This window comes from Pseudoselenomonas ruminis, from assembly GCF_008271295.1.
In the GTDB taxonomy this organism is placed as follows: Bacteria; Bacillota; Negativicutes; order Selenomonadales; family Selenomonadaceae; genus Selenomonas_A; species Selenomonas_A ruminis.
Map to the genome: position 1 here is coordinate 1 of NZ_VTOY01000022.1, position 26,349 is coordinate 26,349.

Sequence of the window (26,349 nt, forward strand, 5' to 3'; positions counted from 1 at the left end):
TTGCTTCGAATAAGGCTCCACGAACCGATAAACTGTATTTTGTAAAAAATGCGTGGATAAATTCATAGAAGCCTCCATAAGTTAGAGGAATCCCTCTAACTTATGGAGGCTTCTACCTTTTGTGTCAATATAAAGGGATGCTTTACAGCCCCTTTGAATATTCCCCACTAACTATTCTTTCAGCACGTATGGCATTCCTCATAAATGCCCGCTTTTTTCAGCGTCGCTACCACGGTTTCCCCAATATGAGCCACCGTATCGGCCACCTCGATGCCAACGGCATTGAGCGCCTTGATTTTATCGGCAGCGGTTCCCTTGCCGCCGCTGATGATAGCGCCTGCATGCCCCATGCGTTTGCCCGGAGGTGCCTGACGGCCCGAGATAAAGGCCGCTACTGGTTTATCCGGCATATTCTCCGCAATCCACTTGGCCGCATCTTCCTCAGCCGTGCCGCCGATTTCGCCAATCATGAGCACCGCCTTCGTGTCCGGGTCATCCTTAAACAGCTTGAGCGCATCGATGAAATCCGTCCCCTTTACCGGGTCGCCGCCGATGCCGATAGCCGTTGTCTGTCCGATGCCTGCCGCCGTAAGCTGGAACGAAGCCTCATACGTCAGCGTTCCCGAACGGGAAATGACGCCGACATGACCTTTCTTATAGATATAGCCGGGGATAATCCCCAGTTTCGCCTCATCTGCCGTGAGGATTCCCGGGCAGTTTGGTCCGATAAGGCGCGTCTTTTTGCCCTCCATATAGCGGCGAACCTTTACCATATCCTGCACCGGAATATGCTCGGTAATGCAGACCGCCAAATCCAGCCCGGCATCCACGGCCTCCATAATAGAATCAGCCGCAAACCGCGCCGGCACATAGATAACCGAGGCCGTCGCCCCCGTTGCCGCTACGGCCTCCTTGACCGTATTGAACACCGGCACGCCCTCAACCTGCTGGCCAGCTTTGCCCGGCGTGACACCGGCGACAATCTTCGTACCGTAATCCAGCATCTGTTTCGTATGGAAGGCTGCGGCCTTGCCCGTAATCCCCTGAACGATTACCTTCGTATCTTTACCCACTAAAACGCCCATGACTCACGCCTCCGCTTCTTTTACCAGTCTGACAATCTCTTCTGCGCCGCCCTCCATCGTGGGCGCCATAATGACATTTTCAATCGGCGTGTTCTTCAGGATTTCACGGCCGCGTTCCACATTCGTTCCCTCCAGTCGGACGACAACCGGAACTGGCAGGCTCTTGCCATCCTGCGAGATAATCTTGGCAGCTTCCACAATGCCCTCAGCCACGAGGTCGCACTTATTAATGCCGCCGAAGATATTGACGAAAATCCCCTTGGCCTGACCGCCGTCGAGCATGATGCTAAAGGCCTCGGCAATCTTTTCGGGCGTGCTGTCGCCGCCGACATCGAGGAAATTGGCTGGCTCGCCACCATAGTATTTGATGATATCGACCGTAGCCATGGCGAGGCCGGCACCGTTTACCATACAGGCGACGTCACCGCCGAGGTTGACGTAGTTGAGTCCGGCCTCAGCCGCCCGGCGCTCCTTGGCATCTTCCTCACTCTCGTCCCGCAGGGCTTCGACATCAGGATGGCGGAACAGGGCACTGTCATCGAAATTGAGCTTCGCATCGAGCGCGATGACATCATCGTCAGCAGTCACCACCAGCGGATTGATTTCCGCCAGGCTGCAATCCTTGCCGACAAAGGCATTGTAGAGACAGCCCATGAGTTTTGTCACCTTGCGGACTGCCGGCTGAGGGAAGTGCATCGCATAGGCCATGCGGCTGGCCTGGAACGGCATAAGGCCCACAGCCGGGTCAATGTATTCCTTGAAAATCTTATCGGGCATCTCTGCTGCCACCTTCTCGATTTCCATGCCGCCCTCTTCCGAGCCCATCATGACGACGCGCGCCGTCTGGCGGTCGATGACAAACGACAGATAATATTCCTTTTTGATATTCGAACCTTCCTCGATAAGCAGGCGGTTTACCTTCTTGCCTTCAGGCCCCGTCTGTTTCGTCACCAGCGTTTTCCCAAGGATTTCGGTTGCGTACTGCCTTACCTCCTCGAGGTTCTTGGCAATCTTCACGCCGCCCGCCTTGCCGCGGCCGCCAGCGTGAATCTGCGCCTTGACCACCACGACAGGCGTACTCAGCTTTTCGGCATTTTCCACCGCCTCATCTACACTGAAGGCCGGCATTCCATTGGGTACATTAACCCCGTACGATTTCAGGATTGCTTTGCTTTGATACTCATGGATATTCATAGTCTTGCCCCCCTAATAGCTGGTTCTCCTTATTCAGTTCTTCATCTGTTCCAGTTTGTCTGCCGCTTCATGCAGCATTTCCTGGGTGACTTTATACGGCATGATGCCAACATCCTGTTTGGCTTCTGTTGCCTTGAACACCCGGCGGATATCTTCCTCACTGGCACAGATATCCTGCCGGCTGGTTGGCAGCCCGATTTCCTTGCAGAACGCATAAAAGCGTTCAAATTCCGCCTGCTGGCCATCGCAGAGCAACAGCAGCAAAATGCCATAAGCAGCCAGCCCGCTGTGCCTTTCGCAGCCGTTCTCGCCAGCCGTGATATTCGTCAGCTCCGTGAACAGCGTATGCGCAATATGGCCGTTGTATTCCGGTGCCGCAAAATTCGATACCATGCCGCTGGTCATGACGACAGAAAGCACGACTTCCTCAAACGCCGCCGTCGCCTTATGCTCCTTGTTGTCAGCGACCGCCTGCTTCCCATACGCATAGAGCGGGTCGAGGCACATCCGCGAAAGCGCGATTCCCATACCGTCCCGATGGCCGAGCACCTTGCCGCGGGAAGCAATCTGCGCCTCGTAGTATTTGGCCATCGTGTCACTGATGCCCCGCAGCAAAAATTCCACCGGTGCCTGCGCCAGCATCCGGGTGCAAAGAAAGACATGAACTGGCGGTTCGTCAGAATAGGCATACTCGCGGAACGTTCCATCTTCATTGTAGATGGTGGCGATACTGTCCGCCGCCGCGCAGCTGCCCGCTACTGTCGGAAAGGTAAAAAACGGTTTATGATGCATATGCGCAGCCTGTTTGGCCGTATCAATGGCCTTGCCACCGCCCACAGCAAAAATCATATCGGCATCGATAAAGGCCTGGTCATTGCAGATTTTCTCCACATTCTCATAGGAGGATTCTTTACCCGCGAGCAAAAAGCCGGTAAATTCCAGACCGACCCCCTCGACAGCCTTCGTCATCTTCTCCTGCGCCGCCTCGATGCCCTTGCGGCCACCGATTACAACTACGGTCTTGCCATAACGCGGGCAGACCTCACGGATTTTTTCATAAGCCTCGACCCCGATGGTATAATCGGGAAACGTCATCGTGTATCTTCCTTGCATCTTTGCCACCCCTTACTCTTTCGGCCAAAGAACATATACGGTCTGCGCCTTAAAGGTCTCGCCTTTCTTCAGGATTGGCTGCGGGAACGACGGATTAGCCGGCGAATTCGGATAGAACTGCGTCTCGAGGCAGAACCCCGAACGGTACGGGAACTCCACGCCGTTTTTGCCCTTGATGCCGCCGCAGAGGAAATTGCCCGTATAGAACTGAACCCCCGGCTGGGTCGTATAGCAGATCAGCGTAAGCCCCGTCTTATCCGACTCGGCATACGCCGCTTTCTTGAGTCCGCCCTGCAGATAATCGAGCGGACAGTGCGGGTCATAGCCAAACATCCCGGGCTTCATCTCGACCACCGGCTTCTCATCGCGGATAATCCAATTGTGGTCATAGCCTTTTCCCATCCGGAGCTCATCGAAATCCTCATCGATATGCTCCCCGATACGGGTCGGCTCGCGGAGGTCCATCGGCGTTCCCGCCACCTCCATGATGCGCCCGTCGGGCAGGGATTCTTCATCCGCCCAGGTATAAGTATCCGCAAACAGCTGTATCTTCTGATCCAAAATCGACGGCGATTCAAAACCATCTAGGTTGAAATACGTGTGATTCGTCAGATTGCAAATCGTGTCCTGGTCGCAGGTTGCCTCATAGCTGATGGAAAGCTCATTGTCGTTCGACAGGGAATAGAGCACCGACACCGTCATATTGCCGGGGTAGCCGCCCTCGCCATCCTTGGCATGATACGTCAGTTTGACGCCCTCATAGACTTCCTCGGCCGTCCACAGCCGGTCATGAAACCCTTGAAAGCCTCCATGGATATGATTCTGCATCTTGGAACCCGTATTGAGATCGAGCTGGTATTCCTTGCCGTTCAAAACGACTTTGCCGCCCGCAATGCGGTTGGCATGGCGCCCGACAATACCGCCCATGCTCGTATCGTCCTTCTCATAGGCCGCCGCATCGGCATAGCCCAGCACAACATCGACGAATTTCGCCTGCGGCCCCATAACGCGCCAGCTCACGAGCCGTGCCCCATAAGTCGTTATCTTGGCTTCGGTTCCCTTCGTATTGCGCAGCGTATAAAGCTCCACTGCCCGTCCATCACTGAGTTTGCCGAATGCTTCTTTTTTAATCATAGCCATGACATATCCCTCCAGGACTTCAGTTTTCGAATTGCTGTTTATTTCAAACAATTATAAACAATTCTGTACAATTGTTACTTTACTCTATTCATTTTTATTTGTCAAACGATTTCGTATCGTCTTGTTTCATCTTGTTATACAGTTTTACACCCCTTTCGCCTTTGGATTTATCATTCCGCAAAAATTGTGATATAATGTCACCATATCCAAAAACTTTCCGAAGTATTTGGCTGAAAAGGGGGATTCTATATGAAAGAGAAGAAAGCCTTTATCTTCTTCAACTGCGATGAAGATAAGAGCCAGAAATCCATGAATGTGTTCTACAATCAGGAAATCTACCGTGATCTCAAAGTCGCCCGTAAAGCACTGCTGACCAAGGTAGAGGAAGAACAAGCCGAAGGCCGCATCCACATCGCCGAGGACAACGTGGAAGTTGTTCGTCAGGCAATCCTAGAAGGCGACCCCACCGATGCCACGCCATTCATCCAGTATGGCGCCATCGAAAGCTTCGCTATCGTGTAAAAACATTACTCACAGCAATATCCGGACTCAAATCATACTATTTTATAAAGCAAGAACGGTCATTACGAGGTATAAACTGCTCGTAATGACCGTTTTTTTATCAAATATCAAGTTTTATTTCGCTGATGTCATCTACGATGCAATCGGCCAGGCTCAAATCCTGTTTCCCTGAATTTGGATTCCGGTAGGCAATGCAGTACATGCCGGCACCTTTGGCCGCCAGTATCCCGTTTTTCGTATCCTCAAGCACCACGCAGTCCGCAGGACTGACGCCGAGGCGCTCCGCCGTTATGCGGTAAATCGCCGGGTCCGGTTTGCTGGCTGGCAAATCGCTGCCCGAAAGCACCGACTGGAAATACGGCCGGATGGCAAAGGCATCAAGTATCGTCTCCACCACCACCGGCCAGGAGGAGGTCGCCAGGGCAATTGGAATCCCGGCCTCATTAAGCGCCTTGATGAGTTCCACCGTGCCCTTGACCGGCTCGATTTCGCCGCTTTTGAGCACTTCCAGATAGTGCTTATGCTTGTAGTCCGTCAGTTCCTCTGGCGTGAGGTCCTTGCGCCCAGCGCTATCGATGACCTCTTGGAACATTTCGCCACTGGTACGCCCCATATAATGAATGAGGTCTGCCTCGTCAAAGGGAAGTCCGAAATGACGAAACGTATCCATCTTAACGCGGGAATGGATGGGTTCACTGTCGATGATGACACCATCCATATCAAAGATAAAAGCTCCGATATTGTGATTCAAAAAAATTCTCCTTTATTCTGCCGCCTGCTCACGAAGCATCCGCACCAAAAAATCAGCCTCAGAAAGCGGCCGCGAGAAATAATACCCCTGTATCGTCTCACAGCCAATCCCCGCCAGATATTCGACCTGCGCTTTGGTTTCGACGCCTTCCACAATGATGTCCATCGCCAGCTTCTTGGCCATGGCTACCACCGCTTCCACGATGACGCCCGCCCGCTCGGAACGCTCGACTTCCTGCAGCAGCGACATATCGATTTTCAGTGCATCGACGGCGAAATCTTTTAGCAGATTCAGCGACGAATAGCCCTTGCCAAAATCGTCCATGATGACGACAAACCCATTTGCCCGGAGCTTGCCGACCATCTCAATCATCTGCTGGGGATTATCCGTATAGGCACTCTCCGTTACTTCCAGCCGCAGCATCCACGGCTCCAGCCCGTATTTTTTGAGCAGGCTCTGCAAGAAGTCCAACAATCCCAGATTGTATAAATCCAGCCGGGACACATTGACCGATACCGGCACCACCTTGCCGCCGCGCTCCCGCTGGAGACTCAAGAACCGGCAGGCCTCCTCCCAGATGAACCGGTCCAGCCGGCCGATAAAGCCGCTGCGCTCAAACACCGGGATAAACCGCGCTGGCGAAATGAGGCCGTTATGCGGATGATTCCAGCGCGCAAACGCCTCCACCGAAACGATTTCATTGGTCTTGATATTGCAGACCGGCTGCAGATAGATGCAGAACTGACGCCCCACCAGCGCAAACTCCATATCGCGGACAATCATCTGCTCTTCCAGCATCAAATCGCGCATGCCCTGGTCGTAGTAGGCATACCGCTGTTTGTAATCGCCCTTGATGCGGCTAAGCGCCATATAGGCCCGGCCACACATCTGATCAATGGGCAGGAAGGCATTATCCACCGGATATACCCCCGCATGAAAAACGATATTATGGCTGATTCCCAGTGAGGCAATCGTGCGGTCGAGACCTTCCATGATGCCATCCATATCCACCTGGGAAGCCGGCAGGCAAAGGGCAAAATGATCTGCTTCGATGCGGCCGCAGATTCCCGTATCCCCGGCCACGACCTGGAAATAAACGGCTGCCGTTTTGAGGACCAGATTGCCTGTATCGATGCGGAACATATCGTTGATGGCCTTGAAGCAGCTGATATCGAGATACACGATATTATACGAAACGCCGCGGTTCGCCTGCATCAGCGCCGCCGCTTTGCGGTAGAATGTCTCGCGGTTGTAGATTCCGGTCAGCGAGTCCTTTTCAATATAGCCATGCATGAGCGCGAGCTGCTGGTCTTTGGCGACCTGCTCCACCTTGCGCCATTCGTTCTCCTGCCGTGCCATGACATTTTTGACGCGGCAGCGCACAATCGTTGGATTATATGGTTTGACGATATAATCGGCCGCGCCCATTTCCATCGCCCGCGCCTCACTGGAACCATCGCTGCGGGCCGTCATGACAATGACGGGAATCTGGGCATACTGGTCATGATGTTTGATAAAAGACAAGACTTCAAAGCCATCCATGACAGGCATGACCAGGTCAACCAGTACAATGCTCACGGATTGGCTCTCGATAACTTTCAGGGCTTCCTGCCCATTTACTGCCTCGATGATGGTGTATTCATCCTGAAAAAACTGGGCCAACACAACCCGGTTGATTTCTACATCATCAACAATCAGCATCACTGGTTTTTCATCCACAATATCGCCTTCTTTGCACAAAACTTTAGTGTACAGCTACTAATATTATACCGCGATTATTCAGAATTTGCCAAGAACAAAATACGTCACTTTTGCGCATGACAAAAGGCCCCGGATGATTTTGTAGGGAATCATCCGAAGCCTTTTATCAAAAGCTTTATGTAAATTCTTTATTAGAACCCTGCCTGGAAAACAAGGTTCAAGAGGAAAAGAAAGCCAAGCCCGTACCCCAGTACGTGAACTTCCTGCCGTCGCCCATTCATGAGTTTCAGCAGGGGATATGCCGTAAACCCAAAGGCGAGACCAGTAGAAATACTACCGGACCAAGGAATCAGCACGACAACCAGAAAGGCGGGGAACCATTCCGAGAAATCATTGAATTCCACATACTGGAGCTGCTGCATCATCATCGCACCCGTAATGATAATAACCGGTGCAATCGCAGCCTGGGGCACAAATGAAAGAAGAGGGATAAAGAAAAGGGATAGGGCAAACAGTACAGCTGCCGTAAGAGCCATAAGCCCCGTGCGGCCGCCGCTGGCGATGCCGGCTGCGCTTTCTGCCGCCGCCACCGTCGGACTGGTACCCAACAACCCTGAGAACATCGTCGTAAACGCCGATCCCTCGAAGGTTTTCTTAAACTTGCGCTGGTCGGGAAGAATTCCCTCCAGCAGGCCCATGGTCTCAAAAATCATGATCATGGACATCGAGAATACCGAAAGCAAAAACGGTATGCTCATCATATTACTAAAATCTGCCTTCAGCAAAAGCTGGGGGTAGAAAGCTAGATTCGCAAAGTTCAAATCCATCGGAGCCGCATCGCGGATTCCCACGAAGTAGCCCACCACACTGGTCACGAGGATGGCGATAAAGAAACCGCCCATAACCTTGCGGAAGTAAAGCAGGAGACTAAGCACGAGCCCGAAGAGCGCCAAGAGCGCCACCGGATTCGTAAGGCTCCCAAGCTCCACCATGGAGTTGGCGCCACGCTGGATGAGCTGCGCCTTTTCGAGGCCAATCTCCACGAGGTAAAGACCGATACCGGCCGTAATCGCCGACTTCAGCGACCCCGGCACTGCCTGACTCAGCCGCGTACACCATTTGGTGCAGGCGACAAAGACAAAGATAAGGCCCGATACCAGCGAAATCGCAATCGCCTCATGCCAATGAAGCCCCATATTAACACAAATCGTATAGGTGAAGAACGCGTTGATTCCCATGCCCGGCGTCAGCACGATCGGTGCATCCGACCAGAACGCCATGAGCAAACAGCCGATAACCGACGAGAAAATCGTCGCAAAGACCGATAACTCCGCAGGAATTCCCGCATCAGCCAATATCATCGGATTGACAATGATGATATAGGAAATCGCAAAAAAAGCGGTTACGCCCGCAATCACTTCGCGCTGCCAAGTCTTCCGTTTCTGCAATGCGCCGTCGAACAACTTTTTCATAGGGCGCGTTCTCCTTCCTGTTTTGTATCACTTGATTACATATCTAGTTTACACATTCGCAAAACAATAAAAAAGGACATCTGTCTTTAATGTCCTAAAAATTTTCAGTTATTATTATTCTGAATATTCGTGGCTCGTAATTGGCCAGTATTTGCCTTACGGGAAAAATATTATATAATAGAAAGATAACAACGTAGAGAAAGGAAATCGCCATGAAGCTTGATTATATGCTCGACCACATGCCAGAAGGCATCAAACGCCAGACCACCCACAAGGTTTTTCTGCCGGGTGAATCGGTTGTCCGCAAGGGCGAACGCGCCGACCACGTCTATCTTTTGACCCGCGGCAGCACGCGCGTCAGCAACGAATTTGCCAGCGGCCAGCGCTATACCTTTGCTTCGCTGGAAGTCCCCGACCTCGTCGGCGACCTCGAAGTCCTGGCTGGTCAGGAAGTCTATGCCGCCTCAAACGAGGCCGTCACCACCTGTGAAGTGCTGGCCATGAGCGCCGAGACCTTCCTGCTCTGGATGCGCACCGATAACGATTTTGCCCTGGCCGTCGCTCAGCTCTTAGCCGCTAAGATGTATCCGACGTCCAACGAGGCCGGCCGCGTCAAATTCCTGCCGAGCCTCGAACGCCTCCACAGCTATCTCGTCAAACGTCTCGGAACGATTGAAACGGATATGTTCATCCTGCACACGAGCCGCCAGCAGATTGCCGACGACATCGGCACCAGCGTCAAGACTGTCAACCGCGGCGTCACGAAGCTCAAGGAAGCTGGTCTCATCAGCCTGCTGCACGGCAAAATCACCATCAACAAAGAACAGCAGGCTGCCCTGCACAAAGCATTCGATGAAATTATCGAATAATCTTTTATCGTTTTGGAAAGGATTATCCCGTTATTATGTTTTTTTCACTAAAAAAACTTCTATTCTTCGGCGGCATCGGGCTGATGCTGCTCGGTGTCTTTGGTCTCTCCTTCATCTGGAGCCTCGACCATCGCAGTGCCGACAGCCTCTCCTCCTACTGCCGCATTGATTTCCAAAGCTCCCGCACGGAAACCGGCTCCTTGGAAGGCGCCGTGCTGACCATCTGGGATTGGCGCTATGACAGCTCGAAGCTCAAGCCAGAAGCCATCCTCTACACCGATGGCGACGCCTGGGAAATGAAGGCCGCCGTCAAGCAGGAACCGCCCGGCACGAGCAAAGACCATCCCTATCAGAACGAAAACAAATTGTTCGTCGAACTGCCGCGCGCCAGCCTGCCCGCCATCCGCAAAGCCGACAGCGTCCGCTTCCGCTTCTACTACGACAACGGCCAGACCATCGACCTGCCCCTAAACGCTCCCGACTTAGAGTACTGGAAACGGCAGGTTGCCGAATAAACCACCTGCCGCATACCAAAAGGCCGCCAGCTCATCAAAAGCTGGCGGCCCTTTTTTATTTCACGTATACCCGCGGCACGCGTGGGGAGATTAGGCATGGCACCTCGTAGTTTATCGTTCCGAGCCACTCCGCCGCATCGTCAATCGTCAGCGTCTCACTGCCGAACAGCGTCGCCACGTCGCCGATTTTCACCTCGGGAATGTCGGTCACATCAACCATAACCTGGTCCATGCAGACGCGGCCGGCGATTTTGGCCTGCTTCCCGTGAATCTCCACAAAGCCCTGCGGGCTATACGCACGGATATAGCCATCGGCATACCCAACGGGCAGCGTTGCAATGCGGCACTCACGCTCGGCCACAAACGCACGGCCATAGCCGATACTCTCCCCCTTGTGCAAATCCTTAATCCAGACGACCTTTGCCTGCAATTTCATCAGCGGCTGCAAATCAATCGGATGCGTGACTTCCTCCGACGGCCAAAGGCCATACTGGATAACGCCTGCGCGCACCATATCAAAATGCGCCTCAGGAATCTCAAGGATTGCCGCCGACTCAGCAATATGGCGGATGGCAATCGTAATGCCTTGTTCCTCCACCGCCGCAATGGCCTGACGGAACTTATCAAGCTGCATCTTCGTATAGGCCTTATCCTTGCAATCGGCCATGGCAAAATGCGAGAACATGCCCTCGATTTCAATCCCCGGAAGCTTCTCCATCTCTGCCGCAAGTTTCCCGATTTCCTCGGGGCGCACGCCGATGCGGCCCATGCCCGTATCGACCTTTAAATGAACCTTCGCCGTCTTATGCTGGCGGACAGCTTCGGCCGACAGGGCCTTGGCCAGCTCCATTTCGCAGACCACCTGCGTGATATCGTAGTCGACAACGTCCTTGGCATCTTCCGGCATTACGAGCCCCAGCAGCAGAATCGGCGTCGTAAAGCCCGCCTCGCGCAGTTCAATGCCCTCGGAAAGCGTTGCCACTGCCAAATAGGACGCGCCAGCCGCCACGGCCACCTGAGCCACCGGCACGGCACCATGACCATAGGCATCAGCCTTGACCACGGCACAGAGTTTCACCCCCGGTTTCAGCTGTTTCTTGATTTCTTCATAATTATGGGAAAGCTTCCCTAAATCTATCTCGGCCCAGGCTGGACGATTCGGCATACTGCTCGCGCTCCTTTGTTTACAATCTCGTACAATTGTAAAGTATAGCAAACTAGCTCTGGAAAGTCTATAATAGATAATATGAAGAAAATGCTGAATAGAGCGGATATCCTGCTCATACTCTTACTATTATTCATATCGTTTGCGCCACTGCTGTTTTTGACAAGTCAAACGCCTGACCGCCTCTATGCCGACATCACCGTCGACGGGAAGCTTATCCGCCGCGTTGCCCTGTCGGGGCATACGGGGCGTGATACCTTTGTCCAAACCACAGCCGGCGGTCACAGCAATACCATCGTTGTCGAGGAGGACACCATCGCCGTGACCGACGCCGACTGCCCCGACAAACTCTGCGTCATGCAGGGCCCTGCCAAAAAGCCCGGTGACATCATCGCCTGCCTGCCCCATAAACTGCTCATCGAAGTAAAGGGAAGCCAGACGGATAGCGGCCTTATTCCCATGCGTTAATCAGGAGGCCTTATGCGTTCTACGAAAAAACTGGTATATCTGGCACTTTTGACCGGTCAATCGCTGGTCCTGTTCCTGCTCGAAGGGCTTATTCCCCTGCCGTTTCTGGCCCCCGGGGCAAAACTTGGCCTGGCCAATATCATAACGCTTATCGCGCTCTACACCCTGCCGCGCTGGCAGGACGCCGCCCTGGTGCTGTTTTTGCGCATCGTACTGGCCTCGCTGTTCGGCGGCGGCCCAACCATCCTGCTCTACAGCCTGTCCGGCGGCCTTATGAGTTTTGCCGCGATGGTTCTGCTCCAAAAAAGCGGCCGCTTTTCGCCGTTAGGCATCAGCTCTGCGGGAGGCTTTTGCCACCATATCGGACAACTGCTAGCGGCGAGTCTCGCCATCGGCAGTCCCCAGCTGTTCTGCTACCTGCCCATTCTCGGCCCCTGCGGCCTCCTGACCGGCATCCTGCTCGGCTGGACTGCCACAAAAATACTTGTTCACAAAAATAATTAAGCAGGCCCCCAAAAGCCTTCCCCCCTGGGGAAGGCTTTTTTTGCATACCAAAAAGCCTCCGCATTGCGGAGGCTTTTACTGTCAGTAAACTGCTTGTAATCGCAAGGATTAGAACAGGAAGTTAACCTGACCGAAGATGCGGTCGGATTTAACATCCGTGTGGAGATCCTTGTTCTTGCCATAGCGAGCTACAGCTACGACGTTCTTGAACGGCGTGTAGTTAGCACCGATCTCCCAGCCCTTCTGGCCAGCATCGATAGCATCGTAGGTGTTGAACAGGTCAACGTTGTTGCCGAGGTGACGGTAAGCTACCCAAGCACCCCAAGTGCCTTTGTTCTCATCCTGAGCGCCTTTATAGTCGAGCTCAGCAGCAGCTGCTTTCTTGTAATAGTCAGCATCATGGTTCTCAGCATAGTAGCCGTTTACAGCCCAGTTCTTGTCGAAGGTGTAAGCGCCTTTTGCCAGCCAGATGTTAGCTTCATCCGTATTCGGATTGTTGGAATAAGCAACATGGTTATCAGCAGAATCTTTAGCCGTATAATCAAGGCCAGACTTCGTGTTCAGGTGATGGTAGTCAGCACCGAGGGACAGTTTGCCGAAGTCATAGCCGAGGCCAGCATACTGATAGTTTGCAACATCGTCAGCATCTGCATCAGAATTGTTGATGCGGCCAGCACCAGCCGTCAGTTTCAGAGCTTTGCCGAAGGAAACTTCAGCACCGGAGAACGTCGTATCGAAGATGCTGTCATCATCGATCGGAGCGAATTTACCGAGCTTCGTGGAGAAGTTCGTGTAGTCGCCCTGTGCCCAGATACGTTTCAGTTTAACGCTGCCGTTGTCGCCTTCACCTTTGCTATCTACGTCAGCATCTCTCTCAAGATGAGCAACCGTAGCATCGAGACGTGCATTTACATGCCAGTTGCTGTTGACCTCAGCGGACGGCTCGAGGCGGAACAGAACTTTGTTGACATCGTCATGACGGTCCTTAGCAGCGCTCTGGCCTTCCGTGTTCGTGCGCTTGAAATCGTACTCAGCTTTGCCGTTCCATTTTACTTTATCAGCATTTTTCTCGAGGTTAGCAACGCGAACACCGAGGTTGTTGAGCTCGTCGCCGAACTCAGCTGCGAGTTTGTCCAGCAGGGCTTTGTCGTTGCCGGAAACCGTTACGTTCTGGCTCTTAGCCATAGCGCGGGCAACCATTACAGCCATCTCATAACGAGTGATTTTGTTGTTGCCTTTGTACGTGCTGTCAGCATAGCCCGTGATAACGCCATCCTGAGCCAGCTGTGCTACAGCATCATAAGCCCAGTGGTCAGCCGGAACATCGGAGAACGGGTTTGCTGCTGCAAACGTCGTGCTAGCTGCGCCAACAACGAGAGCCGTCGTCAGTGCGGATACAAGAGTCTTTTTCATAAAAGAACCCCTCCTCATAATAAAATAATTTACCATTAACGTTCCGGAGAAAATTAGAAAAACTTGTGAGTGTCCATGTTTCCTCGCCAATTTTCTTAATTGTCCCTCAGAACAGCATTAATATTATCATAAATATTTTGCAAAAGCAAGCAATTTCGTGATAATTATTCTCATATAATCATTAAAGTTCGTTTAAGTAATTAAAAAACGGATAGAATTTCTTTTGTTTTGTATCAAAAGAAATTCTATCCGCCAGATTTATATCTGTTTCAGCTTATTCGTAAATTCCTTGGTTCGATTAGAACAGGAAGTTTACGCGGCCGAAGAGGTTCTGAACGTCTTTGTCCGACTGGAGGTCTTTGCCTTTGCCATAACGGAGCGTCAGAATCGTGTTCTTGAACATAGCGTAGTTGCCGCCAACTTCGAAGCCTTTCTGACCATGGTTATCGATGTTGATAACATCCCACGGGCTGGCAACGAAAGCGTTGCGGCCGAGGTGACGATATGCTACCCAAGCACCATAGGTGCCTTTGTTCTCAGCCTGTGCACCCTTATAATCGAGCTCTGCACTGCCGGCCTTGTTGTAGTAATCTGCATCATGGTTCTGAGCATAGAAGCCTTTGAAAGCTACATTCTTGCTGAAGCGGTAAGCGCCTTTCGCGAGAATGATGTTAGCCTCATCCGTCTTGGAGTTGGAATAAGCGTTCTTCACACCGTCCTTATTGAAACCAGCTGCATTCAGATGATGCCAACGAACTGCACCCGTGAGTTTACCCTTGTCGAGGCCAAGGCCAACATACTGATAGTTAGCGGCCAAATCATCATCATTAAGGACACCGCTCCAGTTATTATATTCACCAGTAAAAGCATTCAGAGCAGCTTCATGATTCAAAGCAGCCGGGCTGTTGACACGGCCAGCACCAGCGATGAAGTTTACACCATCACCAGCCGGGTTGTAGCCAACCTCAACACCGGAGAACGGCGTATCGGTAATCGTATCATCATCCGGAGCGGCAAATTTACCGAATTTGTAAGTCATGCTGCCGTAGTTACCCTCAGCCCAAACACGTTTGAGTGATACTTTATCATGGTCAGCATCATTTGCTTTATCCGTATCAAGATCCGTATCAGCATCGAGACGAGCCTTTACATGCCAATGATTGTTGACTTCAGCGCTCGGCTCGAGACGGAACAGCACGTTGTTGCGGCTGTCTTTTCCATCGATAGCCTGACCATCCGTCATATAATGCTGGAACGTATACTCTGCCGTACCATGCCATGCAACTTTATCGGCATTTTTCTCGAGGTTAGCTACGCGAACACCGAGGTTGTTGAGCTCATCACCGAACTCAGCAGCCAGTTTATCCAGCAGTGCTTTGTCGTTGCCGGAAACCGTTACGCCGTTGTTGTTAGCCATAGCGCGGGCAACCATTACAGCCATCTCATAACGAGTGATCTGTTTCTGGCCTTTGTACGTGCCATCGCCATAACCCGTTACAACACCGTCTTTAGCCAGCTGAGCTACAGCATCGTATGCCCAGTGGTCTGCCGGAACATCCGTGAACGGATTCTGAGCAGCGAACGTCGTGCTTGCAGCACCAACTACCAGTGCAGTCGTCAATGCGGATACCAGAGTCTTTTTCATAATAGAAACTCCCCCTAAATATAGAATAAATAACCCCTCGTCCCTAAGAAGGTATACCAGGTTCGTTTCCCCACGAGTATCCTTGTTTCCTCGTACCCCCGGTATCTTTCCCTCGGACGATTCTTATAATATCATAAATGGTGTTTCTTGACAACGGTTCCACATAATTTTTTCGTGATTTTTCGCATTTTTTCATGTTTTTTTTAAACAATTACACCAAAAAGCCTTCCCCCGAAAGGGAAGGCTTTCGATTCGAATCAATAATTCGATAGCTCTATTAGAATTTGAACTCAACGCGGCCGAAGAGTTTCTCAGCATCTTTGCCATCACCGAGTTTTTCGCCGTTGAAGTATTTGAGGGTTGCAACCGTGTTCTTAGCCAGCGTGTAGTTCGTGCCTACTTCCCAGCCTTTCGTGCCAGCCCATGCACCATCATAGGACGGGTCAAAGGCTACGTTCTGGCCGAGGTGACGGTATGCGGCATAAGCACCCCAAGTACCCTTGTTGGCATCCTCAGCGCCCTTGTAGTCGAGCTCTACGGAACCAGCTTTCTTGTAGTTGTCAGCTTTGGCATTCTCAGCGTAGGTACCAGCGAGGGCTACGTTCTTGTCGAAGGCATAGCGGGCATTAGCAGACCAGATCTGAGCTTTGTCAGAAGCCTCGCCATTGCGATAGCCAGCCATCTTCTTGAAGTTGTCGCTCTCGAGGTTGTGGTAGGCAGCACCCAGGGACAGTTTGTCCTTGCCATACTGCAGACCAACGCTCTGCATGCTAGCCGTATCGTTGATATCGTTGCCAGCAGCATCTTTACCAGCGGCCTTTACAGCAGCGTTGTTCGTGCTACCCGTCAGGTCATAGCGGCCTGCCTGCAGCGTGAGTTTGAGGTCTTTGCCCGTGCTAAGGGATGCGCCGGAAATCTCATCATCGAAGAGCAGGTCTTTGTCGAGCTGCATCGGCAGTTTACCGAGTTTGATGTTGGTGTTGCCATACTGGCCATCAGCCCAGATGCGCTTGAGGCTTACATCGCTGTCGCCAGCTTTTTTCTCGCTGTCGCTCTTGAGATCCGTCTTGGCATCGATACGAGCATTTACATGCCAGTTGTTGTTGACTTCAGCGCTCGGCTCGAGGCGGAACAACAGCTCGTTGTCGTTATCACGGTCTTTGGAGCCGGCAGCGTTTTCTTCACGCTGGCTCGTATAAGTATAACGAGCCTCGCCATTCCATTTTACTTTGTCGGCATTCTTCTCGAGGTTGCTTACGCGAACGCCCAGGTTGTTGAGCTCATCCGCAAACTCTGCGGACAGTTTGTCCAGCAGGGCTTTGTCGTTGCCGCTGACATTCTGTTTTGCCATTGCTTTGGCAACCATCTGAGCCATCTCATAACGCGTAATCTGTTTGTCACCTTTGAAGTTGCCATCGCCATAACCTTCGATGACACCATCGTTAGCCAGCTGAGCTACCGCATCGTATGCCCAGTGGTCAGACGGTACATCCTGGAACGGGTTCGTAGCGGCAAAGGTAGTGGAAGCAGCACCTACAACCAGTGCCGTGGTCAGTGCAGATACAATAGTCTTTTTCATGATAATCTCCTCCATTTCGTAAAAACGAAAAGTAAAAAATGTGTCATCCTCTGGTTCAGGTTGGCGGAGCATCATGAGTGTCCATGTTTCCTCAGCGCTCTTTCGCGTCCCTGTCCCTTGGGATGATTTAATTATATTACTTGACAAAGTCAATTACAATTAATGAACGATTATTCTTTCCTTATGTTTTGATTAGATAGTTTTCTAAGTCAACTATAAGAATAAGAAAAAGACCTTCCTCAAAATGAGGAAGGTCTGACCAATCGAAAGATAATCGATTAGAAGAAGAACTCAACACGGCCGAAGAGTTTGGAAACGTCTTTCTTCGTGTTCAGGTCTTCACCGTTGAAGTATTTCACGTTAGCAACCGTGTTCTTGAACAGCGTGTAGTTGCCGCCAACTGCCCAGCCCTTGGAGTTGAGCTGTGCATCATCCTGGTTAGCATCGAGTACTGCATATTTGCCGATATGGCGGTATGCTACATAAGCACCCCAAGTGCCCTTGTTGGCTTTCTGAGCACCCTTATAGTCGAGCTGTACCATGCCAGCCTTGTTGTAGTAGTCAGCTTTCTCGTTCTTGATATAAGCGCCGCCGAGAGCTACATCTTTGCCGAGTTTATAGGAACCAGCAACCTCCCAAGCACCAAAGGTGTCTTCCTTGCCGCTCTTAGCATACGCATCCGTCTTAAGTGCATCAGAAGTTGCATTATAATAAGCAGCCGTACCGGAGAGATTGCCCGTCTTGTACGTCAGCGCAACACTCTGAAGATTTGCTGCTGAATCTTTATGATAATTAGCATCAAGCTTATCCGTCCAACCAGCAACCAAACCAGCACTATCAAGCGTAGAATCATCAGCTAAGTCAATGCGGCCAGCAAATACCGTAGCTTTGAGTTTGTTACCAACCGTTACAGCAGCACCAGAAGCCTGATCATTGAGCATCAGGGAGTTGTCATAATTCGTAGCAACGCCGAACTTACCAAGTTTTACCTGGAAGTTCTTGTAGTCGCCCTGTGCCCAGATGCGCTGCAGTTTTACATCGCCATCTTTCTTCGTATCGGCATCTTTGTTGAGATCCGTACGACCATCGAGACGTGCTTTTACATGCCAGTTGCTGTTGACTTCAGCGCTCGGCTCGAGACGGAGCAGCATCTCATCAGCATTGGCTTTGTTTTTAACACCAGCCAGGTTCTCCGTACGTTTGCTCGTATAAGTATAACGAGCCTCGCCGTTCCATTTTACTTTGTCAGCGTTTTTCTCGAGGTTAGCTACGCGAACGCCCAGGTTGTTGAGCTCATCGCCGAACTCAGCAGCCAGTTTGTCCAGCAGGGCTTTGTCGTTGCCGGAAACATTTACGCCGTTGTTGTTAGCCATAGCACGAGCAACCATTACAGCCATCTCATAACGAGTGATCTGTTTCTGGCCTTTGTAGGTGCCATCGCCATAACCCGTGATAACGCCGTCTTTAGCCAGCTGAGCTACTGCATCGTATGCCCAGTGGTCTGCCGGTACATCCGTGAACGGGTTTGCTGCCGCAAACGTCGTGCTAGCAGCGCCGACTACCAGTGCAGTCGTCAGTGCAGTTACAAGAGTCTTTTTCATTAGAAATTCCTCCCTTTTCATAAAACAAAAATGTCTGTCCCGAGAAAGGTCCGGTAAGGAATTCCCATGAGTGTCCATGTTTCCTCAGCGTCTTCCTTATCATTCTCTCCCGATTGACTTCATATTAGCACGCAACGCTACTAATTGCAAATATTTTTTAACAGTCTGATAACTTGTCTCTCAGACCGTTTTAACATCTAAAAATAACCTGAAAGCCCATCCCGACTGCTCCGCAACCGTTTCCCCTTTCCGGATAATAATTATGTTTCCTTCCATAATATCCTAGGATTATATTTCGATTAAACAAAGAAGGCCTTCCCCATAAGGGAAGGCCTTCTAATCCAGCAAGGGATTATCAGAAGAAGAAGCTTACGCGAGCGTAAAGCGTCTCAGCTTTTTTGTCATGGTTGGCGAACTGTTTGCCGTTGAAGTAACCCAGCGTCGTCAGGGTGTTCTTCATCGGAACATAGCTTGCGGAGAAATCCCAGCCTTTTTCGTTGAGCGTATTGTACGGAGCAAAGAGTGCATGAGCCGTATCAAAGGTCGGCATCAGCGAAGCATTGCTGCCCAGGTGACGGTATGCTACCAAAGCACCGAAGGAACCCTTGTTGGCTTTGTTGGCACCCTTGTAGTCGATTTCCGCACTGCCGGACTTCTTGTAGTCTTTGGCATCCGTGTTCTCGGCATACGCACCAGCTACGGCCCAGTTCTTATCGAAGGTGTAACGGGCACCTACGGACAGGATGTCAGCATCGTCCTTATTCGCTTTGTAGCCTTTAGCCTTCTTGAAGACTTCGCTGCTGAAGTGACGATAGCCAAGGCCCCCCGTCAGTTTGCCCTGCTCCGCATTCAGCTGAACGCCCTGATAGCTGGCAGTATCTGCTTCTGCGCCATCCTTTACTTTGGCATTGGCATCCTCATTGATGTTCCAACGGCCAGCCTCAGCCGTGAGTTTTACTTTGTTGCCAACCGTAGCCTGAACGCCGGAGAAGAAATCATCCATGACGAGGCCATCGTCGTTGGTGGAGTAGAACGGCATCTTACCAGCTTTAACATTGAAGCTGCCGTAGTTGCCTTCCGCAAAGATGTAGGACAGTTTCGTATTGTCCGAATCATCCTGATCCATGTGGAAGTTGCTGGTCAGACGAGCTTTGACGGACCAGTTGTCGTTGATTTCAGCCGTCGGGAACAAACGGAAGGAAACATGGTCGATGTTCTTCTTGTCCTTGCCCTCATCGCGATAACTCCAGTAACGGTAACGAGCTTCGCCCGTCCATTTTACTTTGTCGGCATTCTTCTCGAGGTTCGTTACACGAACACCCAGGTTGTTTAACTCATCGCCGAACTCAGCAGCCAGCTTGTCCAACAGGGCTTTGTCGTTGCCGGAAACTGTTACGCCTTTGTTGTTTGCCATTGCGCGGGCAACCATTACGGCCATCTCATAACGCGTAATCTGTTTCTGGCCTTTGTACGTGCCATCGCCATAGCCCGTTACAACGCCATCTTTCGCCAGCTGGTCTACAGCATCGTATGCCCAGTGGTCAGCCGGTACATCCTGAAACGGATTCTGAGCAGCAGCAAACGTCGTGCTGGCAGCGCCGATAACGAGAGCCGTCGTCAGTGCGGATACAAGAGTCTTTTTCATAATCGAAACTCCTCCCCAAAATATAGAATAAAAATGTGCTTGTTCGTTCTTAATGGATAAATTCCGCCGGAGTTTCCCTGTTTCCTCCGCGAATGTCCTTTAATCGTGAACATGTATCCCATGATAACATAATCGTTACAAATTTACAAGTATCAATCCTGTTTCGTCGCCTGTGTTGTAAAAAATGCCCACTGATTCTAACGAGCGAACCAGCGGGCATCTTTTTTCTCCCGAAAGCGGCTGTTTCGCGCCGCCCAGGATATGATATAATTGTTTTTAGTTTTCTGAATCGGCGTGTCTTACGATAGCACGCACCATTTTCTCGAATTTTGGCCGCGGGAGCATCACCAGGTGACCGCACCCCTGGCATTTCAAGCGGAAGTCCATGCCGACCCGCAGGATTTCCCATTCACTGCTGCCGCAGGGATGCGGCTTCTTCATGCGAACGATATCGCCCAGGCTGTACTGTTGTTTTTCCATTCTATCTTCTCCCCTCATGAGGTGATTTACTATGAAAGTTGCTGTCCTGCAGATGGCAGTCGCATTAGGCGAGCCCCAAAAGAATATCGCCAGCCTCTATCGCATGGCCGAAGCCGCTATGGAGGACCGCCCCGACATCCTGCTGCTGCCCGAGCTATGGCCCGTTGGCTTCTACCCGCAGCCGATTTTAGACTACGCCGACGCCGACGGACGGCAGATGCGCGACATCCTGTCAAAACTTGCGGCCAGCTATCAGGTCAACATCGTCGGCGGCACCGTCGCCAACGCCATCGGCAAACAGGTCTTCAATACCTGCTATGTCTTTGACCGCACAGGGCAGCTGGCCGCCACCTACCACAAAACGCACCTCTTCACGCCCAGCGGCGAAGCCGACGATTTCGAGCCTGGAAACAGCCTCGTGACCGTTACGCTCGACGGCGTCAAATGCGGCATAGCCGTCTGCTATGATATCCGCTTCCCTGAATTCACCCGCCAGCTGGTACTTGCTGACATCAGCGTGCTCTTCCTGCCGGCCGCCTGGCCGCAGGCACGGCTGTTTCACTGGCAGACGCTCATCCGCGCCCGGGCCATCGAAAACCAGATTTTCGTCGTGGCCTGCAACGAAGCAGGGCTCGGCCCGCACGACACGATGCTGGCCGGTCACTCCGCCATCATCGACCCCTGGGGCGAAATCCTCGCCGAAGCCGGGGAAGAGGAATGTATCCTGCAGGGAAATCTGCGACCAGCCATCCGCACCCAGATAAAAGAAACCATGGATGTTCTCGCCGACCGCCGCGAGACATTATATCAATCCAAGCCGAAAAAATAAGACGCAAGGAGCAGACAGCCTGCTCCTTGCGTCTTATTTTACGTTATAAAAAAGGGAACGTCAATATAGGGGAAAAGCCTGCAAAGCAGGGATTACGCTTCACAAGCCTCGAGGGCAATCAAATCCTGCTCCGACAGCAGGAAGGTGTTCATCGCCGCCGCGACGTCTTTGCAGAAAGACGATACGCTATAACGGCGCACATCGCACAGATGGTCATAAATCCAAGCGAAGATATGCTCCTTCAAAAACCATTGATAGGTGTGCCAGAGGCCATAGGCCTCCTTGGACTCCAGCGACGGCTGGTCAGCCAGCGTCTCAAGCAATTTGCTCACAAAAGCAAAGGCATAAAAGACATGACCGTCCAATTCATCGCCTTCCTCAGCGGATGCCAGCCCTGCCTCCACGCAGGCATTGCGCACCAGCAGATTTTCCGATTCGAGCACCGTGGGGCTGACCTTATGATAAAACGCCTCAAACGGCGGCGCCAGCAGCGTGCTCGGCCCGATAAAGAGCTGATTGTAGTCGTAAGCACTGTCGACATCAATCTTCGGCACAACAACCCGTCCCGGCAGCAGCGCGCCGATATGCTTGGCTGCTGCTTTGCCCGAACGCAGGACTCCCGAATAATACTCCGACAACTCTCGGTATATCTCTGCTTTTTGCAGCAAGGCTTCCTTGCTTCCACACATTTCCATTTCACACCTTTTCTAAAAATTTTCCGCACTCTTCGATTTTACTATTCATTTTACTAAAACTTTTGCCCAACGAGACTGTAAATTTCTCCAAACATCTATGACAAAATGTATATATTTCCACAAAGGATTAAATAAAATATTAATACTTTGTCCGTTTGATGATGCGGATTGCCTGGCAGGCCACATAAAAACGCACCCGATCACTGGCCTGTCCGAGTTCTACGCCCAGTATCTCCTGAATCTTCTTCAAGCGGTTGCGCAGCGTATTGACATGAATAAAAAGCCGCTCACTGGCCTTCGGCAGCGACTCGTTCTCCTGAAAATAGGCCTCCAATGTATCGAGATAGCCCGTGTTGTTTTCCTCATCGTATTCCAGGAGGGGCCCCAGCGTCTCCTGCACGAAATCGTCGAGCTCCTCGGTCCGGATATGGGAGAGCAGTTTCAGCACGCCAAGTTCCTCATAACAGGTAATTCCGTTTTCCGGCTGGCGGAACCTGCCCAGGCTGACCGCCTGACGGGCCTCCTGCAGGCTGCGGCAGAGGTCAGACGCCAGTGGATACAGACGGCCAATGCCCAGTGAAAAGGGCGGCAGCTGCGGACTGCGCTCCCGGACCTGCGTCATCAGCAAGCGGATAATCTTGGTGAAATCGCCCTGACTGCGCAGGTTCCGGGCAGAATCCGCCAGCAGAACCACGAGCTGATCCCGCAGCTGTATCATAACCGGCTGCGCAAACCTTGACGCCAAAAACCGCGACCAGTCATGCTCGAGCACGTCGAGAAAATATTTCTCCTGCCCCGCTGGCAGCGGGTTGTCGAACTCAATCACCATGACATGATGCGGCAGTTCCAAGTCCAGATTCCAGAGCTTGCCGAGTTTAATCATCTCATCGGAAGTCTCAAAATTATGGTACAGCAAATCGTAAAGGAACTGCTCCCGATGATTCCGCTGCTCCCGGATAATCTCCTGTTCATGCCAGAGCAGGAAGTTTAGATGATGCACGAGCTGGTCTAGAAAATCGGCCTGCGCCGCTGTCAGCTCCGCTGCGTCCTGCTCCACCACCAGCCAGCCAAGCGGCTGCGACTTTATCGACAGCGCGCGCAGGGTAATCCCTGGGAAGGATTTCTCCTGCATCTTCAAAAGTGCCTGACGGCGATTGCGAAGCAGTGACAGCACCGATTCGGACAGGGCATCGGTCTTATAGCGGACATCCCCCATCGGTTCGATTACCGCCAGCTCCAGCGCGAGCTGCTGGCTGGCAATATTCATTTTTTCTTCTATTGTATTATGACGCCAAAGCTGATTGGCATCATATTCACTTGCCATGAATATTCTTCCCCTCTTTACGCCAGAAACAAACCGGCTCGCGTGCTTCGATAAAACGCATGGACGGACGCGTATAACGCACGAGCGGGTCGCCCGAACAGTCCGTCCGTTCCTCGTCAAGCGTAATCATTTTCAATGCACCCGCTGGACATAGTTCGACACAGGTCGGCTTTTTCCCTTCTTTTAGCCGGTCCAGACAGAAATCGCACTTCTCGGCCTTTCCGGTCTTCGCGTTAATGTGCGGCGCTCCATAAGGACATGCCCCCACACAGCGCTCACAGCCGATACAACGTTCACTGTGGTGGATGACCACACCGTTGCGCAGTTTGTCATAGCAATTTTCCGGACAGACGCGGATACATTCCGGCGAGGCACAGTGATTGCACCCCAGCGTCAAAAAAGCCTGCGACCGCGTGCCATCACCCACCCGTTCCACATGGCGGAAGCTCCCATCCGCCTCCGGGTGCTGGCGCGCGCAGGCCAGTTCGCACGCCCGGCAGCCAACACATTTCGACAAATCTACCTCAAATCCCAATTGATGTGGTTTCATATCCACGCCTCCCTTCCAATACTTATATGATATAATGATAACACAAAACCAGTGCGAAAGGGGATTTTCTCATTGAACCGGCAAACTTATACCATCACCCGGCACATGTGTCCGCGCAACTGCTACGACTCCTGCCCCATGCTCGCCTATACGAGTCACGGGCGTATCGACCACATATCCGGCGACAACCTGACCCCCGGCGCCTATCGCCAGCTCTGCTCCAAGAGCAATCAAATCCTCTCCACCGTCTATCACAAAGACCGGCTTCTCTATCCCATGATCCAGCATGGACGCGGCACCGGCAATTGGCAGCGCATCTCCTGGGATACAGCCATCGAAATCATCGCGCGCAAAATCCTCGACCTCAAAGAGCGCTTTGGTTCCACATTGCCGCTCTGCCTTAACAAATACTCGGGAAACTTTAGCCTGCTTCGCAATGCCTGCGAAGGCATGTTCAACAGTCTCGGCCCGACGACACAAACCATCGGCACACCTTGTTTCTCCTCAGGACTCGATGCGCAAAAATTAGACTTTGGCGGCAACATTACGTCACAGACCCAGACCCTCGTCAACGCCAAACTCATCGTGCTCTGGGGCGTCAACCCTGCCTGGACAGCCATTCATACGATGCCCGCCCTCTATGCGGCCCGGGAATGCGGCGCCAAAATCGTCGTAATCGACCCCGTGCGCACCGAGACTGCGAACAAGGCTGACTACTACATCCAGTTGCGCCCCGGTAGCGATACCGCCCTGGCCCTGCTGCTCCTGTGCCGGCTCCATAAACGCCACGCCCTTGTCACCGAATCCGATAAAATCACAGGTCTGGCGGAATTTCTGAAGGGGCTCTCCAAAATTGACCAGTCAAAACTGCTGGCGGCCGTTGACCAGTCAGAGGAAGCCATTGATTTCCTGACCGGCTTGATTGCTGCCCATCATCCCATGCACATTTGGGCCGGTTTTGGGCTCCAGCGCCATCTGCAAGGCGGCCTTGCCATCCGGCTCATCGATGCGCTCTCAATGCTGACGGGCAACATCGGCATCGCCGGTGGCGGGGTCAACTTCGCCGACCGCGATGCCTTCCAGCTGCCGCGCTTCATCGAACAGCGCCGCAACGATACCCGTTTCGTCAACATCAACCAATTCTCCCACACCCTGCAAACCTTAACCGATCCGCCCGTCCGGCTGCTATGGATTGCCTGCCGCGATTTGCTGACGCAGGACGTCGGCCTGCAGGAACTCCACGCCCTCTGGCCAAACCTCGAGCTCATCGTCACGGCGGACAAATTCCTGACGACGACCGCCCAGATGTCCGACATCGTCCTGCCCGTCACCACCGAATTTGAAGACCTCGACATCTACACGGGCTATTTCCAGCAATGGCTCGGCATCAATGAACGGGCAATTCCTCCCCAGGGCGAGACCAAAAGTGACCTCGAAATCGCCCGGCTGCTGACCCGCCGCCTCAACGAACTCTCCCCAGGTACCAGTACCTTCCCCGCGCATCTAACCGATGAAGAATTCCTCGACCGGGAGCTTCCCGAATCGCTCTGCCAAACCATCGGCATCAAAAACTGGCGCCAGCTGCGCAAAGGTGCCATCAAAGTGCGCAAAAATCCCGTGGCCTGGGAGGGCCAGCACTTCGCCACGAGCGACGGCAAATTCCATTGCTGTCCCATCCCTGCCAAGCTCGCCGAGTTTCTCCCCTCCGAGGAAACGCCGTTCTACTTCATCACCCCGCACGCCCAGCAAAACATCAACGGCCAGATTCACGCACGGCGAAAGGAACTTCCCGAATACCCCATCGTCTACCTTCATCCTGAACCAGCCAAACGGCTAGGCCTTTCCGAATCCTGCCAGGTCATCCTCTGGAACCAGCACGGGCAGCTGACCGGAACCGTCCGTTTCGATAAAACCCTGCCCCCCGATGTCATCCTGAGCTATCAAGGCAGCAGCAAACACGGCACCGTCAACGCCCTAAACGGCGGCCGCGTCAGCGACCTTGGCAGCCTAAGCACCGGCGCCCCCGGCGTCGCGCTCTACGACGTACTGGTAAACATCCGTAAAAAGTAAATAATTCTATAATTGCAAA

General features: G+C 52.4%; 24 protein-coding genes. 7 read left to right on the plus strand and 17 right to left on the minus strand.

The genetic code is table 11. The features are described from left to right. Positions 1–179: 179 nt before the first annotated feature. The 4 genes from sucD to FZ040_RS13250 are packed head-to-tail and all read right to left on the minus strand — an operon-like array spanning position 180 to position 4,532. Positions 180–1,085 (minus strand): succinate--CoA ligase subunit alpha, encoded by a 906-nt coding sequence (gene sucD, locus FZ040_RS13235; protein WP_149172438.1) that lies wholly within the window; start codon positions 1,083–1,085, stop codon positions 180–182. Between the two features lie 3 nt (positions 1,086–1,088). Then, positions 1,089–2,279 carry an ADP-forming succinate--CoA ligase subunit beta gene (sucC, locus tag FZ040_RS13240; RefSeq protein WP_149172439.1) on the minus strand — a complete coding sequence of 397 codons (1,191 nt, stop codon included), beginning with the start codon at positions 2,277–2,279 and terminating at the stop codon, positions 1,089–1,091. A 33-nt stretch (positions 2,280–2,312) separates the two neighbouring features. Continuing rightward, entirely contained in the window at positions 2,313–3,392 is a 1,080-nt protein-coding gene (locus tag FZ040_RS13245) for an iron-containing alcohol dehydrogenase family protein (protein WP_149172440.1), read from the minus strand. A 12-nt stretch (positions 3,393–3,404) separates the two neighbouring features. Further along, positions 3,405–4,532, minus strand: a complete 1,128-nt coding sequence (locus FZ040_RS13250; RefSeq protein ID WP_149172441.1) for an aldose epimerase family protein — start codon at positions 4,530–4,532, stop codon at positions 3,405–3,407. Positions 4,533–4,781: 249 nt separating this feature from the next. Here FZ040_RS13250 and FZ040_RS13255 point away from each other — a divergent pair, with 249 nt between their 5' ends. Continuing rightward, on the plus strand, positions 4,782–5,054 hold the full coding sequence (locus tag FZ040_RS13255) for a hypothetical protein (protein WP_033170625.1): 273 nt from the start codon (positions 4,782–4,784) through the stop codon (positions 5,052–5,054). A gap of 100 nt (positions 5,055–5,154) precedes the next feature. On the opposite strand, the gene FZ040_RS13260 is transcribed toward FZ040_RS13255, so the two are convergent. From FZ040_RS13260 to FZ040_RS13270, 3 genes are all read right to left on the minus strand, one after another. Beyond that, positions 5,155–5,805 carry an HAD family hydrolase gene (locus tag FZ040_RS13260; protein WP_255448902.1) on the minus strand — a complete coding sequence of 217 codons (651 nt, stop codon included), beginning with the start codon at positions 5,803–5,805 and terminating at the stop codon, positions 5,155–5,157. Positions 5,806–5,817: 12 nt separating this feature from the next. Beyond that, the gene (locus tag FZ040_RS13265) at positions 5,818–7,524 is read right to left on the minus strand and encodes a two-component system response regulator (RefSeq protein WP_149172442.1); all 1,707 of its coding nucleotides are present in this window, start codon (positions 7,522–7,524) and stop codon (positions 5,818–5,820) included. Between the two features lie 173 nt (positions 7,525–7,697). Beyond that, positions 7,698–8,978: an NCS2 family permease gene (locus tag FZ040_RS13270; protein WP_149172443.1), complete on the minus strand. Its 1,281-nt coding sequence runs from the start codon at positions 8,976–8,978 to the stop codon at positions 7,698–7,700. Positions 8,979–9,190: 212 nt separating this feature from the next. Between FZ040_RS13270 and FZ040_RS13275 the strand changes: the two genes are divergently transcribed. Both FZ040_RS13275 and FZ040_RS13280 read left to right on the plus strand, forming a co-directional pair. Next, the gene (locus FZ040_RS13275) at positions 9,191–9,847 is read left to right on the plus strand and encodes a Crp/Fnr family transcriptional regulator (protein WP_149172444.1); all 657 of its coding nucleotides are present in this window, start codon (positions 9,191–9,193) and stop codon (positions 9,845–9,847) included. Positions 9,848–9,882: 35 nt separating this feature from the next. Continuing rightward, the gene (locus FZ040_RS13280; RefSeq protein ID WP_149172445.1) at positions 9,883–10,362 is read left to right on the plus strand and encodes a hypothetical protein; all 480 of its coding nucleotides are present in this window, start codon (positions 9,883–9,885) and stop codon (positions 10,360–10,362) included. A gap of 55 nt (positions 10,363–10,417) precedes the next feature. On the opposite strand, the gene alr is transcribed toward FZ040_RS13280, so the two are convergent. After that, entirely contained in the window at positions 10,418–11,527 is a 1,110-nt protein-coding gene (alr, locus tag FZ040_RS13285) for an alanine racemase (protein ID WP_149172446.1), read from the minus strand. A 90-nt stretch (positions 11,528–11,617) separates the two neighbouring features. Here alr and FZ040_RS13290 point away from each other — a divergent pair, with 90 nt between their 5' ends. Both FZ040_RS13290 and FZ040_RS13295 read left to right on the plus strand, forming a co-directional pair. Beyond that, positions 11,618–11,995 (plus strand): NusG domain II-containing protein, encoded by a 378-nt coding sequence (locus FZ040_RS13290; protein WP_255448903.1) that lies wholly within the window; start codon positions 11,618–11,620, stop codon positions 11,993–11,995. Between the two features lie 12 nt (positions 11,996–12,007). Continuing rightward, complete coding sequence (locus FZ040_RS13295; RefSeq protein ID WP_149172447.1) at positions 12,008–12,499, plus strand: Gx transporter family protein; 492 nt, start codon at positions 12,008–12,010, stop codon at positions 12,497–12,499. 108 nt (positions 12,500–12,607) lie between these two features. Here FZ040_RS13295 and FZ040_RS13300 read toward each other — a convergent pair whose 3' ends face one another. The 6 genes from FZ040_RS13300 to FZ040_RS13325 all read right to left on the minus strand — a co-directional run bounded on the left by FZ040_RS13300 (position 12,608) and on the right by FZ040_RS13325 (position 20,862). Beyond that, positions 12,608–13,912: an S-layer homology domain-containing protein gene (locus FZ040_RS13300; RefSeq protein ID WP_149172448.1), complete on the minus strand. Its 1,305-nt coding sequence runs from the start codon at positions 13,910–13,912 to the stop codon at positions 12,608–12,610. 298 nt (positions 13,913–14,210) lie between these two features. After that, complete coding sequence (locus FZ040_RS13305) at positions 14,211–15,557, minus strand: S-layer homology domain-containing protein (RefSeq protein ID WP_149172449.1); 1,347 nt, start codon at positions 15,555–15,557, stop codon at positions 14,211–14,213. A 277-nt stretch (positions 15,558–15,834) separates the two neighbouring features. Continuing rightward, positions 15,835–17,136, minus strand: a complete 1,302-nt coding sequence (locus FZ040_RS13310; RefSeq protein ID WP_149172450.1) for a porin — start codon at positions 17,134–17,136, stop codon at positions 15,835–15,837. Between the two features lie 278 nt (positions 17,137–17,414). After that, positions 17,415–18,737, minus strand: a complete 1,323-nt coding sequence (locus FZ040_RS13315; protein WP_149172451.1) for a putative porin — start codon at positions 18,735–18,737, stop codon at positions 17,415–17,417. 355 nt (positions 18,738–19,092) lie between these two features. Beyond that, a complete protein-coding gene (locus FZ040_RS13320; protein ID WP_149172452.1) occupies positions 19,093–20,382 on the minus strand; it encodes an S-layer homology domain-containing protein in 1,290 nt (429 codons plus the stop codon). Between the two features lie 276 nt (positions 20,383–20,658). Next, the gene (locus FZ040_RS13325; RefSeq protein WP_149172453.1) at positions 20,659–20,862 is read right to left on the minus strand and encodes a DUF951 domain-containing protein; all 204 of its coding nucleotides are present in this window, start codon (positions 20,860–20,862) and stop codon (positions 20,659–20,661) included. A gap of 31 nt (positions 20,863–20,893) precedes the next feature. On the opposite strand from FZ040_RS13325, the gene FZ040_RS13330 reads away from it, so the two are divergent. Then, positions 20,894–21,691 (plus strand): carbon-nitrogen family hydrolase, encoded by a 798-nt coding sequence (locus tag FZ040_RS13330; protein WP_149172454.1) that lies wholly within the window; start codon positions 20,894–20,896, stop codon positions 21,689–21,691. A gap of 92 nt (positions 21,692–21,783) precedes the next feature. Here the strand turns inward: FZ040_RS13330 and FZ040_RS13335 are convergent, their stop codons facing one another. The 3 genes from FZ040_RS13335 to FZ040_RS13345 form a co-directional block, all read right to left on the minus strand. Continuing rightward, a complete protein-coding gene (locus tag FZ040_RS13335) occupies positions 21,784–22,380 on the minus strand; it encodes a TorD/DmsD family molecular chaperone (RefSeq protein ID WP_187620357.1) in 597 nt (198 codons plus the stop codon). A 145-nt stretch (positions 22,381–22,525) separates the two neighbouring features. Next, a complete protein-coding gene (locus FZ040_RS13340; RefSeq protein ID WP_149172456.1) occupies positions 22,526–23,710 on the minus strand; it encodes a PucR family transcriptional regulator in 1,185 nt (394 codons plus the stop codon). Beyond that, a complete protein-coding gene (locus FZ040_RS13345) occupies positions 23,700–24,260 on the minus strand; it encodes a 4Fe-4S dicluster domain-containing protein (RefSeq protein WP_149172457.1) in 561 nt (186 codons plus the stop codon). Before FZ040_RS13345 ends, FZ040_RS13340 begins: the two co-directional genes overlap by 11 nt. A 72-nt stretch (positions 24,261–24,332) precedes the next feature. On the opposite strand from FZ040_RS13345, the gene FZ040_RS13350 reads away from it, so the two are divergent. Beyond that, positions 24,333–26,330 carry a molybdopterin-dependent oxidoreductase gene (locus tag FZ040_RS13350; RefSeq protein ID WP_255448904.1) on the plus strand — a complete coding sequence of 666 codons (1,998 nt, stop codon included), beginning with the start codon at positions 24,333–24,335 and terminating at the stop codon, positions 26,328–26,330. Positions 26,331–26,349 lie beyond the last annotated feature (19 nt).